Below are 14742 nucleotides of genomic sequence, written 5' to 3' on the forward strand. Positions count from 1 at the left end.
TGCGACGCAACATCCAGCGCGTTTCCGATCTAAGCTGGCTCGGATGGCGCGGATGACCCTCGGTCATCACACGGATGATCGTCGCGGCGGCGGTGATCGCGAGGGTGTCTCCGTGCTCATCCGTTCTGCTGCAATGCAGCAGAAAATCGCTCTCCGTGCCCCCGAAGGCGCGGTCAGCACACGCTAGATCCCGAGAAATCGCGGCTGCTCACTGGAAACCGGCGAGCACTCGCTGTATTGTGCGATGCACAACAGAAACGCGCACGACACGCAGCGCGGACAACGAGGTAGTCATGATGCGACGGGGTACGGGGCGCGCGCTCCTCTTGATGGCGGCGCTCGGGGCGGTGGGTTGCGGCGACGACGACGGCTCGGATCCGATCGACAGCGGTGTGCTCGACGCGGGTGGCGGTGACGCCGGGCCACCGTCGGACGGCGGCCAGATCGACCCGCGCGTGATGGCGTGCCGCGAGGCGATCGCCGCGCGCGAGGCCGCGGTCGGCGCGATGCTCCCGTGGTCGTTCGAGGACGCGACCGAGATGGTGCGCACCGGCGGCGATCAGGCGCGCGAGGCCGACTACGCAGGCCGCTATCGCGACGACCTCGCGACCCATCCGGGCTGCGTCGTGCGCGCGAGCTACGGCAACAACGTCGAGTTCCTGGTGACGGACAACCAGGCCGAGGTCGCGGCCGGCGCGCCCGCGTCGATCGAGGGTTATCCCTGCGCCGCGAAGGAGTACGAGCAGCCCGCCGAGGACACGACCAAGCCGATCGTGATCCTCGTGCACGGCAACTCGTCGAGCGTCACGACGTTCGAGGAGTACGCCAACGCCGAGCGCGCGGGCGACACCATCACCAACGTCGCGGGCTTCGAGATCGTCGTCGACACCGAGACCCGCGAGCAGCTCGCGACGCGCCTCGTCGGCGCGGGCTACCGCGTGATCGCGTTCGACGCGCGCACCGATCTCGTCAACACGCTCGCCGACTACGACATGACGAGCGCGACCGGCAACGCGTTCCGCAACATCGATCACGGCTGGGCGGTGCCGATGCTCCAGGCGCTCGTGCGCGCGGTGCTCACCGAGAACCCGACGCGCCGCGTCTCGCTGATCGGCCACTCGCTCGGTGTGAGCGTGATCCGCGACGCGCTGCGCCGGCTCTACGTCGAGCACCGCGCGGGCGAGGCGGGCGCGGTGAACCCGTTCGCGCGGATCCAGGACGTGATCCTGCTCTCGGGCTCGAACCACGGCGTCAACGCGGGCCAGACGCTGTGCGACAGCTTCGATCACATGCGCGGCACCGTCGGCTGCGAGATGGGTGATCGCGGCACGTTCGTGCCGACGCACTTCACGCGCCCGCTCAACGGGCCGAACGATCTCTTCGCCGCGCCCTGCGCCGACGGCAGCTACGCGTACGGCGAGCGCGATCGGTGCGAGGGCAACGTGGTCGAGTACACGACCGTGACGATGGAGGACATCCCGAGCGGCGAGCTGCAGGACGAGTTCGTCTCGGAGGCGTCCTCGCAGCTCGATCTCGAGCCCTGCGTCGAGAACGTGCTGATCACGCTGTCGGACTACGACACGAGCGGGTACTTCTTCACCGGCGCGCCCGGGTTCTTCGCGAACCACTTCGGGAGCGCGCGCTCGGACGCCGGGATCGATCTGATCCTCGAGAAGCTCGCGGACTGATCGAGAGAAACGGAGGGCGCGGTGGCCGTCGTGGCGACACGGCGGGCGCCGCGCTCTCGCGCGTGGACAGCTCGAAGGGGATGGACGATGTACGGGCTTCGCAAGACGAGTGGGCTCGCGGTGATCGCGGCCATCGCGATGGGCAGCTGGGTGAGCGCGGCGCGCGCGCAGACCGACGCGCCAGCGCCGAGCGACGAGACCGCCGCGGAGGAAGCGCCGCCCGCCGAGGCAGCGCCGCCTGCCGAAGCAGCGCCGCTCGAAGAAGCCACGACACCATCTCCCGAGAGCGAGAGCGCGCCCGTCGACGCGCCGCCCGAGCCCGTCGACGCGAGCGAAGAAGACGCCGCGCCCGCCGACGCGCCGCTCCCCGATGCGCCGCCCGATCAGGCCGAGGCCGCGACCCGCACGCTGAGCACGACGATGCTCCCGGCGCGTCCCGCGTTCACGTTCTGGCGCGACGGCGACGACTTCATCAAGCCCGTCATCCAGCTCTCCGCGATGCTGGTCGGGTACCTGCCGCACAGCGACACGACCGAAGGGCTCGCGGCGCGCGTCAGCACGCTCGCGCTCGCGCGCTTCGGCCTCGAGGGTCAGCTCTTCGGGTTCGTCACGTTCCGCAGCGTGTTCGAGCGCAACTTCGGGTTCAGCCTCGCGCGCAACGGTCCGGTGGGCACGAGCGTGTGGGAGGGCACCGCGTCGCTCCAGGCGCGCGAGAACTACCTGCGCCTGTCGCGCTGGGGGCTCTCGCTCACCGGCGGCATCTTCCCGGATCCGGCGAGCCTCGACTTCATCTCGAGCAACGTGCTCGACGGCTTCGGCATGGACCCCTACGTGCGCGATCCGCTGCTCGTCAGCGGCTTCGCGCAGGGGCAGGGCGTGATGCTGCGCTACGGGTGGGAGTGGCTCGACTTCGGCCTCTCGTACACCGGCGGCAACCCGCTCACGACGAGCCTCGCGTTCGGGTTCGGCGGCGACGTGAGCTCGCTCGGCACGCTCTTCACCGCGCCGCTGCGCGCGCTCGCGAACGGCATCCCGGGATCGGACATCCACCTCAACACGATCACGCCGTCGTTCACGTTCTCGCACGAGATCGTCGATCTGCGGCTCGCGGCGCAGCTCTACTTCGTCGACATCGACGTCACGACCGACGCCGACGCTTCGCTCTTCGGATACAACCTGCGCGCGACCGCGCAGGTGAAGATCCTCGGCGACATGCTGCGGTTCAACGGGACCTTCGCGTATCGGCGCAACGAGCAGGTCGCGATCCCTGACGTGACGATGCGCTCGCAGCGCGACTACGAGGGCTTCGTGGGCGCGGGTGGCGTCGACTTCACGTGGGAGATGCTGAGCGTCGGCGCGCAGTACTACTTCCTCACGTCGTCGATCACCGACATGTCGTCGCTGACGAACCACTACATCAACGTCGCGGCGACGCTGTGGCTGATGGAGCCCTACGTCTCGATCGGCGCGCGCTGGGCGCGCTCGATGGCGGAAGCGACGCCGACGGAGCCCCGCGTGAACGCCACCGACAGCTTCATCGTCTCGATGCGCCTGCTGATCTGAGATGCGCACGTTCCACCATGCCGCGCTGGCGTCGACCGGCGTGTACGTTCCCGAGATCGAGCTCTCGAACGAGGCGCTGATCGCGCGGCTCGGCGAGGGGCATCGCGAGACGATCGAGAAGCTCGAGCAGGGCTCGGGGATCACCCGGCGCTTCGTCGCGCCCGACGGATGGGCGACCTCGGATCTCGCGGTCGCCGCAGGACGCGACGCGCTGCAGCGCGCCGGGCTCGCGCCGAGTGATCTCGACCTGATCCTCGTCGGCACCGACAGCCCCGACTACGTCACGCCCGCGACCTCGGTGATCGTGCAGCACAAGCTCGGCGCGCACCGCGCCGGCACGTTCGACGTGGGATGCGCGTGCGCGTCGTTCCCCACCGCGATCGCCGCGGCCGCAGGGATGATCGCGAGCTCGCCCGGCATCGAGCGCGTGCTCGTGATCGGCGCGTATCTCATGCGCCGCCTCGCCGATCCCCACGATCCGATCTCGTTCTTCTACGGAGACGGCGCGGGCGCCGCGGTGCTGGTGCGCAGCGACGAGCCGGGCTTCCTCGCGTCGGCGTTCCGCGCCGACGGCCGCTACGCGCGCTCGTGGATGATCGCGAGCGGCGGCACCGTCGAGCCCGCGAGCGAGGCCTCGGTCCGCGAGGGCCGCACCCAGGTGCGCCTGCTCGAGCCCTATCCGCGCAGCGTGAACGACGAGGGCTGGCCCGCGATCGTGCGCGACGTGACCGCGCGCGCGTCGCTGTCGATCGCCGAGGTCGACTGCTTCGTGTTCACGCAGGTGCGACGCGGCACGATCGAGACCGTGATGCGCGAGCTCGGCGCGCCGATCGAGAAGGCGCCGAGGATCATGGACCGCTGGGGCTACACCGGCTCGGCGTGCATCCCGATGGCGCTCCACGACGCGGTGATCACCGGGCACGTCGCGATCGGTGATCACGTGGTGCTCGTGGGATCGGGCGTCGGATACAACCAGGCCGGCGTCGCGCTGCGCGTCACGCCGGCCCTCGCGCGCTAGTCAGGTCTTGCGCTTGTTGCCGCGCAGCAGTGTCTTGAGCTCGTCGAGCTCGCGCCGCAGCGCGGCGACCTCGACCGCCGTGGTGTCGGGCGGCGGAGCGGGCGGCGGCGCTGCGGGCGAGGTCGTCGCGGGCGGGACGTACTGCGGCTCGGGCGCGATCGCTTGACCCGCGCCCAGCCACATCCGCGCGATCGCGTTCGCCGCCTGGAAGGGCATCGTCGCCATCGGCAGGAACGGCGAGACCGTCTGCGCGCCGCGCTTGGCCTCGAGGTACATCTCGAGCGTCGCCGAGAGATAGCGGCCCATGAACTCCGCGAGCGACTCGTCGTCCATGCGGATCAGCTGCTGCAGCAGTGTCACGGGCAGGAGGCGCGCCGCGCGACCGCTCTCGAGGATGATCTGCGTCAGCGTCGCTTGGGTGAGATCCTCCGACGTCTTCGCGTCGATCACCCGCACGTCGTCGCCGCGGCGGATGATCGCCTCGAGCTGATCGAGCGTGATGTACGAGCTCGCCCGGGTGTCGTAGAGACGGCGGTTCCCGTACTTCTTGATCAGGATCGGCTCGCTGCTGCTGCGGAGGCGCATACCGCGCGCAGACTGCGCGGCCTCCGCTCGCGATGCAACATTCGGGAGCGGCGCTGGTGTTTTGTGCGTCGCAACACGACGTGTATTGACGCCGATTTTGCAGGGTTGTAGAGCCGATGAGCTTTGGTGCGACGCACCAGAGGGCACGGGGGACGACGATGACGCTCTTCGAGAAGTGGAAGAAGGAGTTCGACGCGTGGGAGGTCCGCGCCGCCGATCTCTCGAAGAAGGTGCTCGGGAGCCCGGTGGTGCTCGAGCCGACCGGTGCGCTGCTCACCGCTGCGATGCGGACCAAGGCGCGCACCGATCGTGTGCTCGGCGACGTGTGGAGCGCGGTCGGTCTGCCGAACCGGCGCGATCAGGAGCGCACGCTGCGCCTGCTGACGGTGCTCGAGCGACGGGTGATCGATCTCGAGGAGAAGCTCGAGGACGCCCACGAGGAGCTGCGCCGCGCGCGCGGCGAGACGCGCTGAGGAGTCGATCATGGACGTGTCGAAGTACCTCGAGATCCGACCTGCTCCGCGCGCGATCTTCGATGCGCTCCCCGAGCGTCGCGATCGCACGCGCTTCGTCGTCGGCGAGCGCGCGATCACGTTCGGCGAGGTCGCCCGCGCGATCGAGGACATCGCGCTCTTCCTCGAAGCCGACGGGCACCGCCCCACCGATCGCGGCGCGATCTTCGCGCACAACCGCGTGGAGTGGATGAGCGCGGCGCTCGCGATCCAGAGCGCGGGCGGCACGATGGTGCCGGTCTATCCATCGAGCACCGCCGAGCAGGTCGTGTACGTGCTCGGGCACTCCGATGCGCGCGTCGTGTTCGTCGCGGGCGAGGAGCTCCTGCGCAGCATCCTGCGCGCGCTGCCTTCGCTCCCTGCGCTCGCGCGCATCGTGCTGCTCGACGATCGCGACGACACGATCCCGAGCGACGTGCGCGAGAAGGTGATCACCTGGTCGGCGGCGCGCGCCCGCGGCCGTGCGATCGCCGACGCCGATCCGAGCGCGCTCGCGCGGATGCTCGACGCGATCTCGCTCGATGCGCCCGCGATCATGCTCTACACGAGCGGCACCAGCGGCCCGCCCAAGGGCGTGCCGCTCACGCACCGCAACGTCGGCGTGAACGGTCGCGACTGGCTCGAGGTGCTCGCGCCGCTGATCGACGAGGGCATGACCGATCTGCTGTGGCTCCCGATGAGCCACGTGTTCGGCTTCGGCGAGGCGTGCATCGGCAACACGCTCGGCTGGACCAGCCACCTCGCCGATCCCGCGACCGTCGTCGCGCGACTGCCCGAGGTGAAGCCCTCGGCGTTCATGAGCGTGCCGGTGGTCTGGGAGAAGCTCGCGCAGGCCGCGATGCACAGCGACGATCCCGCGGAGCAAAAGCGCCTCTTCGACGCCGCGACCGGAGGAAACCTCCGGTTCTGTCTCTCGGGAGGCGCGGGCCTCAAGCGCGAGGTGAAGGAGCTCTTCCTCGCGATGGGCGCGCTCTTGATCGAAGGCTACGGCCTCACCGAGGCGTCGCCGACGCTGACGATGAACCGGCCCGACGCGTTCCGGTTCGACTCGGTGGGCAAGCCGTTCCCGAACGTGCAGCTCCGTCTCGCCGAAGACGGAGAGATCCTCGCGAAGGGCGAGAGCATCTTCGGCGGCTACCACAAGGATCCCGCCGCGACGCGCGAGGCGTTCACCGACGACGGCTGGCTCAAGACCGGCGACGTCGGCGTCTTCACCGACGATGGGTTCCTCCGGATCGTCGATCGCAAGAAGGACATCCTCGTCACCTCGGGCGGCAAGAACGTCCCGCCTGCGAACATCGAGCAGCGCTTCGCCGACGACCCGCTCTTCCAGCACGTCGTCGTCTACGGCGACGGCAAGAAGTACCTCGTCGCCGGCGTGTGGCTGAACCCGCTCGCGGTCGACGCAGCGCTCGACGGAGCCGGGCTGCACGCGCTCGTCGAAGCGAAGATCGCCGCGGTGAACGCGCAGCTCGCGAGCTACGAGTCGATCAAGCGCTTCGCGATCCTGGAGCCTGCTCTCTCGGTCGCGAGCGGGCACCTCACGCCCACTCTCAAGGTGAAGCGCAAGGCGGTCTACGCGACGTACGGCGCGCAGCTCGACGCGCTCTACGAACGGAGCGCGCGATGATCGAGCCGCTCGACGTGATCCGCGGGCTCGCCGCGATGTTCGGTCGTCCCGCGCCGCGTGTGGGCCAGACCCCCGCCGACGTGGTGCACGAGGAGAACAAGTGGCGGCTCCTCCGCTACGTGCCGCGCCCCGAGGGCATCGCGTTCCGCACGCCGGTGCTGCTGATCCCGTCGCTGATCAACCGGCACTACGTGCTCGATCTGATGCCGGGCAAGAGCTTCGCCGAGCACCTCGTCGCGCACGGCCACGACGTGTACGTGATCGACTGGGGCACGCCCGAGGCCGAGGATCGTTTCGTCTCGTTCGAAGACATCGTGGTCTCGGCGATCGGTCGCGCGCTCCGCGTCGCGACGCGCACCGCGAAGGCCGAGTCGGCGCACGTGCTCGGCTACTGCCTCGGCGGCACGCTCGCGGTGATCCACGCGGCGCTCGCGCCCGAGCGGGTGCGCACGCTCATGCTCGTCGCGGCGCCGGTCGACTTCCACGACGACGGCCTGCTCTCGAAGTGGACGCGCACTCGCACCCTCGACACGTCGGCGGTGGTCGAGGGCGCGGGCAACGTGCCGTGGCCGCTGATGCAGGGCGCCTTCCACCTGCTGCGCCCGACGCTCCCGCTGGTGAAGGCGGTGACGCTCGCGGAGAAGGCGTGGGACGAGCCCTTCCTCGACGGCTTCTTCGCGATCGAGACCTGGGGCAACGACAACGTCAGCTTCCCGGGCGAGTGCTGGCGCACGTACATCGACGAGCTCTATCGCAAGAACGCGCTGATGAACGGCTCGCTGCGGCTCGGAGGGCGCGCGGTCGAGCTCTCGTCGCTGCGCTGTCCGCTGCTCTGCGTGACGTTCGAGCACGACGAGATCGTGCCCCATCGCAGCGCGTCGATCGTGGTCGAGCGCGTGGCGAGCACCGACAAGGAGCACCTGCACGTCGCGGGCGGTCACGTCGGCGCGATGGTCTCGAAGTCGGCGTCGAAGAAGCTGTGGCCGACGCTGCGCGCGTTCTGGACCGCGCGCGATGAGAACGACCGGCTGCGCGGCGAGCTGATGTTGCGTCGCGACATGGTTCGTGTCGCGCGATAACGACGAGCCGCAAAATCAGCCGTCACGATCGTTGTTGCGATGCAACATGTGGTATGGCATCGTGCCGACCGAATGCTGTACGTGCTGCACGATCTCTCCCGTCGCGCGCTCGCTCCGCTGGCGACGACGGCCCGTGCCTCCGCCTATCTGCTGCGCAAGTCGCCGTTCCTCGGCGCACCGTTCGCCGCCGCGGGTTGGGAGCTGCTCTACCGGCTGACCAAGGACTATCCGCGCCCTTCGTTCGACATCGCGTCGGTGTCGCTCGACGGCGAGTCGATCCTGCTGCGCGAAGAGGTCGTCGTCGCGACGCCGTTCTGTCGCCTGGTGCGCTTCGCGCGCCGTGCGTCCGAGGCCACGCAGGCGAAGCTCGATGCGCAGCCGAAGGTGCTGCTCTGCGCGCCGCTCTCCGGCCACCACGCGACGCTGCTGCGCGACATGGTCCGCGCGCTCGCGCCCGAGCACGACGTCTACGTGACCGACTGGATCGACGCGAAGCAGATCCCGCTCGATGCCGGGCGCTTCGGGCTCGACGACTACGTCGATCACCTGCTCGCGTTCATGCGCCACCTCGGCACCGGCACGCTGAACGTGATCGCGGTGTGTCAGCCCGCGGTGCCCGCGCTCGCGGCGGTGTCGCTGCTCGCGTCGGCGGGCGAGCCCACGCCGCGCACCCTCGTGCTGATGGGCGGGCCGATCGATGGACGACGATCGCCGACCGACGTGAACCGCCTCGCGACCGAGCACCCGCTCTCGTGGTTCGAGGACAACCTCGTGCACCCGGTGCCGCCCGGCTATCCCGGCGCCGGACGTCGTGTGTATCCGGGCTTCCTCCAGCTCACCGCGTTCGTGTCGATGAACCCCGAGCGCCACTGGAAGTCGTACCGCTCGTACTGGCTCGATCGCATCTCGGGCGAGCGCGAGAGCGCGGCCGCGCACGAGCGCTTCTACGACGAGTACAACGCCGTGCTCGACATGGACGCCGAGTACTACCTCGAGACCGTGCGCATCGTGTTCCAGGAGTTCGCGCTCGCGCGCGGCGTCTGGTCGGTGCGCGGAAAGAAGGTCGTTCCCGGCGAGATCCGCGACACCGCGATCCTCACGGTCGAGGGCGCCGAGGACGACATCACCGGCGCGGGCCAGACCCACGCCGCGCTCGAGCTGTGCACCGGCGTGCCCGCGGCGAACAAGCGCGCGCTCACCGCCGCGGGCTGCGGGCACTACGGCATCTTCTCGGGGCGTCGGTTCCGGGAGTCGATCTTCCCCGAGCTGCGCGAGCTGATCGCGCGCCATCACCGATGACGTCGCTGCTCGGCAAGAACGCGCTGGTCACCGGCTCGACCAGCGGCATCGGCCTCGCGATCGCCGAGGCGCTCGCGGCCGCGGGCGCGAACGTGATGCTGAACGGCTTCGGCGACGTGCAGCGTGCGCGCGCGACGGTGCGCGCCGCGGGCGCGGTGCACGGCGCGCGCGTCGAGCACCACGGCGCGGACCTCGCGAACGTCGCGGAGGTCGAGGCGATGCATCGCGCGGCGAGCGAGGCGCTCGGCGGGATCGACGTCCTCGTCAACAACGCGGGGATCCAGCACGTCGCGAGGGTCGAGGACTTCCCGCCGGAGCGCTGGGACGCGGTGCTCGCGGTGAACCTCACCGCCGCGTACCACACGACGCGCCTCGTGCTGCCGGGCATGCGCGCGCGGAGCTGGGGACGCATCGTGAACGTCGCGTCGGTGCACGGGCTGGTCGCGTCGGCGGAGAAGTCGGCGTACGTCGCGTCGAAGCACGGGCTCGTCGGGCTCACGAAGGTCGTCGCGCTGGAGACCGCGCGCACCAACGTGACCTGCAACGCGATCTGCCCGGGCTGGGTCCACACCCCGCTCGTCGAGGCCCAGGTGCAGGCGCGCGCGGAGCGCGAAGGATCCGATCTCGTCGCGGCGCGCGAGGCGCTGGTCGGCGAGAAGCAGCCCTCGGGGGCGTTCGTCTCGCCGGCGTCGCTGGCCGAGCTCGCGCTCTTCCTGTGCAGCGAGGCGGCGCGCGAGGTGCGCGGCGTCGCGTGGAACGTCGACGGCGGATGGGCCGCTCAATAGCTGCGTCGCAACATCGCGGTATTGACGTCGAACGTCTGGTGTAGAGCACGCGAGCCGCACGGTGGTGGTGCGGCGCAACAAGGGGGATGGGACATGGAGAAGCTCGTCGCAGCGCTCTGCGTGAGCGCGTGGCTCGTGGGGTGCGAGGCCAGCGAGGACGTGGCGACCAGCGCCGGTGCGCTGAGCGAGGTGAGCAGCTTCGGCGCGAACCCAGGCGGGCTGCGCATGATGCTCTACGCGCCGTCGAGCGCGCGCGCCGGCGCGCCGATCGTCGTGGTGCTGCACGGGTGCCTGCAGGCGGCGGCGGACGCGGAGCGCACCGGATGGAGCACGCTCGCCGACGCGTACGGGTTCCACGTCGTCTATCCGCAGCAGACCTCGTCGAACAACGGCGCGACGTGCTTCCGCTGGTTCGAGCCGACGCAGGTGCGGCGCGACGCGGGCGAGGTCGCATCGGTGGTCTCGATGGTCCGTCACGTGGTCGCGACCCGCGGCGCCGACGCCGCGCGGGTGTTCGTCTCGGGCTTCTCGGCGGGTGGTGGTCTCGCGCCGGCGCTGCTCGCGACGTACCCCGACGTGTTCGCGGCGGGCGCGGCGAACGCCGGTCTTCCCTACGGCTGCGCGAGCGGCGTGAGCGAGGCGTTCACCTGTCAGAACGGCGGCGTCGATCGTTCGCCCTCGGAGTGGGCGGCGCGGGTGCGCGCGGCCGCGCCGTCGGGATGGAGCGGGCCGTGGCCGCGCCTCGCGATCTGGCAAGGCACGTCGGACTACACGGTGCGGCCGATGAACGCGACCGAGCTCGTGGAGCAGTGGACCGCGATCCACGGGATGGACACCACGCCCGAGAGCAGCGAGACGATCGGCGCGCTCCAGCGCACGCGGCACGTCGCGGCGGGCCGGGTCGCGGTCGAGCAGGTGATCGTGCCGGGGATGGGCCACGCGGTGGCGATCGATCCTGCGAGCGGGTGCGGCGCGACGGGCTCGTACACCGCGACGAGCGCGCTCTGCGCGGCGCGCGAGCAGGCGCGGTTCTTCGGGCTGATCGAGCCGGCGATGGAGCTCGACGCGGGCGTCGTCGCGAGCGATGCGGGATCGCAGCCCGACGCGAGCGCGATCGACGCCGGCACGAGCGCGTGCACGGAGCACACGTCGTCGAACTACGCGCACGAGCGCGCGGGTCGTGCGACGCGCTGCGGAGCCTACGGGAGCTACGTCTGCGCCGTGGGCTCCGGAGAGCAGATGGGGTTCTGGAACGTCTACCAGTCGACGACGCTGCGCGAGCAGCCGGCGGGGTACTTCGCGATCGGATCGTGCCCCTGACGACTACTGCGTGAGCGTCACGGTGATCGTCGCGCGGGTGCTGCGACGTGCGGTGGGGAACCGCAGCGCGCGCACCGCGCGCATCACGCACTGGATCGTCGTGCCGTCGCGCAGCGTGCCGCGGGTGCGGGTCGCGCTGGGGCGCCCGTCGCGCGCGATGAACAGGTTGATCGGGAGCTCACCGCTCGCCGCGGTGCACGCGTCGAACGTGGTCGCGGGGATCGCGCCCGCGATCTGATCGGTGGTGAGCGCGCCGCGCGCGGTGTCGACGCGCACCGTCGCGCGCGAGCTCGCGGGAGGCGGCGTCGTCGGGGTCGTCGTGGTGACCGGGGGCGTCGGCGTGGTCGGCGGCGCGGCGCTCGGCGCGGGCACGGTGCTCTCGAACGTCGCGAACACGTCGCCGGGGATCGCGAGCGGCCCTCCGGTGAGCCCGGTGCGCCGGAAATACAGGGTGAAACGCACCATCGCGCCGCCCTCCGGCGCGGCGTCGGGCAGACGGAACTCGCGCACTCGGGCGCGCGCGCACTCGTCGAACGTGTCGTCGCCGAGCGTCGACGCCTCTTCGGTCGCGCGGATCACCTGACGCGCCGAGACCCAGAGCCGCAGCCGCAGCGTGCCCTGCAGCGCCGGCGTCCGCGCGAGGCGCTCGCGATAACACTCGAGCACCGGCATCAGCGTCGGCCGCAGGCCGGTCGCGAGCAGATCGCGATACCGATCGGGCGGCCGTTGATCGTCGACGGTGAGATCGGCGACCGAGACGCTGGCCGTGGCCTGCGCGAGCGCGGTGGACGGGAGCGCGAGGAGCAGCGCGAGCGAGACGAGGGTGGAGCGCACGGCGCGGAGCTTATCAGCCCTCGCGCGATCACTCCTGGCCGCGCGCGAAGAGCGCCGCGCGCACGATGAGCTCGCCGACGCCGCGGATGCCGAGCTTGTTGCGGATGCGCGCGCGGTGCGTCTCGACCGTCTTCACGCTGACGCCGAGCACCGACGCGATGTCCTTCGTCTCGTGGCCGCGCCCGATCAGGCGGAAGATCTCGACCTCGCGATCGCTGAGGAGCTGCCCCGAGCGGGTTCGCCAGCGCCGCACCAGGTGCGCCGCGATCGAGGGCCCGAGGTAGACCTCGCCGCGCGCGACCGCGCGCAGCGCGTCGACGAGCGCGACGTCGTCGGTCTTCGCGACGTACCCCAGCGCGCCGAGATCGATCGCGCGCTGCGCGAGCATCGGGTCGTCGTGCGCGGTGAACACCAGCACGCGCAGCTCGGGGAACCGACTCTTCAGCACGAGGAGCAGGTCCATGCCCCACTCGCGATCGAGCTCGAGATCGATCAGCACGACGTCGACGCCGTGCGCCTCCGCGAGCTTGAGCGCGGCGCGCGCGTTGGACGCCTCACCCACCACGACGAACTCGCCGGGAACGCTCAGCTGCGCCCGCAGCGCGGCCCGGATGATCGGATGATCGTCGACCAGGAGCAGCCGGTGAGGGCGTGTTTCGTCGGGGGATGATCCCACTACAGCGACCATACGCGCGGACGTGCCGCGCAGATCACCGAACCTGGGGTGCGGGCGGCCGCGCAGCAACGTCGGGGCATCCCCTACGCCGTGAGGGCCGCTCCCGACGCGGATCGCCGGCTTTTCCGACTCCCGTTCGCAGAGCTGCCGCCGTACGACTGTGCAAGAAGAGTCTTGCGACCTTGTAGTCCGCCTCGCCCCGTCGAGGCAATCGGCGCGGACATGGCGAGCCACGCGACGGTCCCGATCGAAGTTGCACACGCGCGTGTGCGCGTGTGTGTGATCGACCTCGACGCGCAGTCGCGGAAGCGGCTCGAGAGGGTCCTCTCGGAGCGCGCCGACGTCGAGCTCGTGGTCTCGGGCGACGCGGAGATCGTGGTCGCGCCGTTCGACGGGCGCTCCACGCCGTCGCGCGGCGGGCGCGGGTGGGTGCTCGCGGTCGCCGCGAGCAGCGCGCTCTCGGATGCGCTCGCCCAGGGCGCCGACGACGTGCTGCTGCAGCCGTTCACGGCGGAGGAGGCGCGCGCGCGCATCGCGTTCGCGCTGCGCCACGTGGATCGCCCGCGGGGCTCGACGCCGCGCGCGGCGCTCGCGGAGGCGCTGGCGCATCCGCGCGGCGGTGAGGTGGTCGTGCGGCTCGGAGACGAGACCACGCGCATCCACGTGCACGAAGGGCGCATCGTCTGGGTGCACCGCGCCGGCGAGTCGACCGGGCTCTCCGACGTCTTCCCCGCGCTCGATCGTCGCGAGGCTGCCGAGCTGACGCGCACGGCGCGCGAGACGCGGCGGCACTTCGCGGACGTGCTCGTCGATCGCGGGCGTCTCGACGCAGCGGAGGTGCGCGAGGGCGTGCGTCGCTTCGTCGAAGCGCGGCTCGCCCCCACGCTCGACGCCGACGGCGCGGTCGCGCTCTTCGCGCCGGGCGCGCTCGCCTATCACGCGCAGCTCTCGTTCGATCGCGGCGAGGTCGCGCGGCCGACCCAGCCTCCGCCCCTCGCCACGCGCGCGTCGGGCACGGTCGAGACGGTCGGGCGCGAGGCGTGGATCGGCCTCGTCGCGGCGCTCCGCGGCAACGGTGCGTGCTCGGTCGCGATCCTCGACTGCGCGACCGGCGTCGCGGTGCTCGACGACGGCGACGACCTCGACACCGCGATCGCGTGGGGCCTCGCGCGCCTGATCACGCTCGACGGCGCGGCGCGCTCCGACGTGATGCTCCGCGGCGAGCGCGCCCACGTCGCGCGCGCGCTCCCGGGCTCCGATCGCTTCGTGGTGTACGTCGCTTACGACGACCCCGCGGTGAACCTCGCCCTCGCGCGGCACGAGCTCGCCGCCGCGCTCGCATCGACCCCTTCCGCCACGCACGGAGCGTGAGCCCCAAGGAGAGACATGGCCGACATCAAGACCTCGCTCGCGCAGATCCTTCAGATCGACGGCGCCACCGGCGCCGCGCTCGTCGACTTCCAATCGGGCATGACCCTCGGCACCGCGGGCGCACCGGGCTTCGATCTCGAGCTCGCCGCCGCGGGCAACACCGAGGTCGTGCGCGCCAAGAAGAAGATCCGCGACAAGCTCGGCGTGCAGCAGCAGATCGAAGACATCCTCATCTCGCTCTCGGGCCAGTACCACCTGATCCGCATGGTCGGGACGAGCCTGTTCTTCTACGTCGTGCTCGATCGCAGCCGTTCGAACCTCGGCCTCGCGCGCCGCGAGCTCGAGTCGATCGAGAAGGCGCTCCAGATCGACCGCCGCTGAG

Annotated in this window: 14 protein-coding genes; 11 read left to right on the forward strand and 3 right to left on the reverse strand. The window is 70.9% G+C overall.

Annotation, left to right across the window (positions count from 1 at the left end; all coding sequences use genetic code 11):
* Positions 1-293: 293 nt before the first annotated feature.
* The 3 genes from I5071_RS36315 to I5071_RS36325 all read left to right on the forward strand — a co-directional run bounded on the left by I5071_RS36315 (position 294) and on the right by I5071_RS36325 (position 4269).
* Positions 294-1688, forward strand: a complete 1395-nt coding sequence (locus I5071_RS36315) for an esterase/lipase family protein (RefSeq protein WP_236517943.1) — start codon at positions 294-296, stop codon at positions 1686-1688.
* A gap of 87 nt (positions 1689-1775) precedes the next feature.
* The gene (locus I5071_RS36320; protein ID WP_236517944.1) at positions 1776-3251 is read left to right on the forward strand and encodes a hypothetical protein; all 1476 of its coding nucleotides are present in this window, start codon (positions 1776-1778) and stop codon (positions 3249-3251) included.
* 1 nt (position 3252) lies between these two features.
* Positions 3253-4269 (forward strand): 3-oxoacyl-ACP synthase III family protein, encoded by a 1017-nt coding sequence (locus I5071_RS36325; protein ID WP_236517945.1) that lies wholly within the window; start codon positions 3253-3255, stop codon positions 4267-4269.
* Here I5071_RS36325 and I5071_RS36330 read toward each other — a convergent pair whose 3' ends face one another.
* Complete coding sequence (locus tag I5071_RS36330) at positions 4270-4854, reverse strand: polyhydroxyalkanoate synthesis regulator DNA-binding domain-containing protein (protein ID WP_236517946.1); 585 nt, start codon at positions 4852-4854, stop codon at positions 4270-4272.
* 158 nt (positions 4855-5012) lie between these two features.
* On the opposite strand from I5071_RS36330, the gene I5071_RS36335 reads away from it, so the two are divergent.
* The 6 genes from I5071_RS36335 (at position 5013) to I5071_RS36360 (ending at position 11479) form a co-directional block, all read left to right on the forward strand.
* Entirely contained in the window at positions 5013-5327 is a 315-nt protein-coding gene (locus I5071_RS36335; RefSeq protein WP_236517947.1) for a hypothetical protein, read from the forward strand.
* Positions 5328-5337: 10 nt separating this feature from the next.
* A complete protein-coding gene (locus tag I5071_RS36340; RefSeq protein WP_236517948.1) occupies positions 5338-6996 on the forward strand; it encodes an AMP-dependent synthetase/ligase in 1659 nt (552 codons plus the stop codon).
* Positions 6993-8075: an alpha/beta fold hydrolase gene (locus I5071_RS36345; protein WP_236517949.1), complete on the forward strand. Its 1083-nt coding sequence runs from the start codon at positions 6993-6995 to the stop codon at positions 8073-8075. The genes I5071_RS36340 and I5071_RS36345 overlap by 4 nt, the downstream gene beginning before the upstream one ends.
* A 72-nt stretch (positions 8076-8147) precedes the next feature.
* Complete coding sequence (locus tag I5071_RS36350) at positions 8148-9374, forward strand: polyhydroxyalkanoate depolymerase (RefSeq protein WP_236517950.1); 1227 nt, start codon at positions 8148-8150, stop codon at positions 9372-9374.
* Entirely contained in the window at positions 9371-10159 is a 789-nt protein-coding gene (locus I5071_RS36355; RefSeq protein WP_236517951.1) for a 3-hydroxybutyrate dehydrogenase, read from the forward strand. The genes I5071_RS36350 and I5071_RS36355 overlap by 4 nt, the downstream gene beginning before the upstream one ends.
* A gap of 93 nt (positions 10160-10252) precedes the next feature.
* Complete coding sequence (locus I5071_RS36360) at positions 10253-11479, forward strand: alpha/beta hydrolase family esterase (RefSeq protein ID WP_236517952.1); 1227 nt, start codon at positions 10253-10255, stop codon at positions 11477-11479.
* A 3-nt stretch (positions 11480-11482) separates the two neighbouring features.
* On the opposite strand, the gene I5071_RS36365 is transcribed toward I5071_RS36360, so the two are convergent.
* Complete coding sequence (locus I5071_RS36365; protein ID WP_236517953.1) at positions 11483-12313, reverse strand: hypothetical protein; 831 nt, start codon at positions 12311-12313, stop codon at positions 11483-11485.
* 28 nt (positions 12314-12341) lie between these two features.
* Complete coding sequence (locus tag I5071_RS36370; protein WP_236517954.1) at positions 12342-13058, reverse strand: response regulator; 717 nt, start codon at positions 13056-13058, stop codon at positions 12342-12344.
* Between the two features lie 153 nt (positions 13059-13211).
* Between I5071_RS36370 and I5071_RS36375 the strand changes: the two genes are divergently transcribed.
* On the forward strand, positions 13212-14360 hold the full coding sequence (locus I5071_RS36375; RefSeq protein ID WP_236517955.1) for a hypothetical protein: 1149 nt from the start codon (positions 13212-13214) through the stop codon (positions 14358-14360).
* Between the two features lie 15 nt (positions 14361-14375).
* Positions 14376-14741: a hypothetical protein gene (locus tag I5071_RS36380; RefSeq protein WP_236517956.1), complete on the forward strand. Its 366-nt coding sequence runs from the start codon at positions 14376-14378 to the stop codon at positions 14739-14741.
* Position 14742: the final 1 nt, after the last annotated feature.

It is taken from the genome of Sandaracinus amylolyticus, from assembly GCF_021631985.1.
In the GTDB taxonomy this organism is placed as follows: Bacteria; Myxococcota_A; Polyangia; order Polyangiales; family Sandaracinaceae; genus Sandaracinus; species Sandaracinus amylolyticus_A.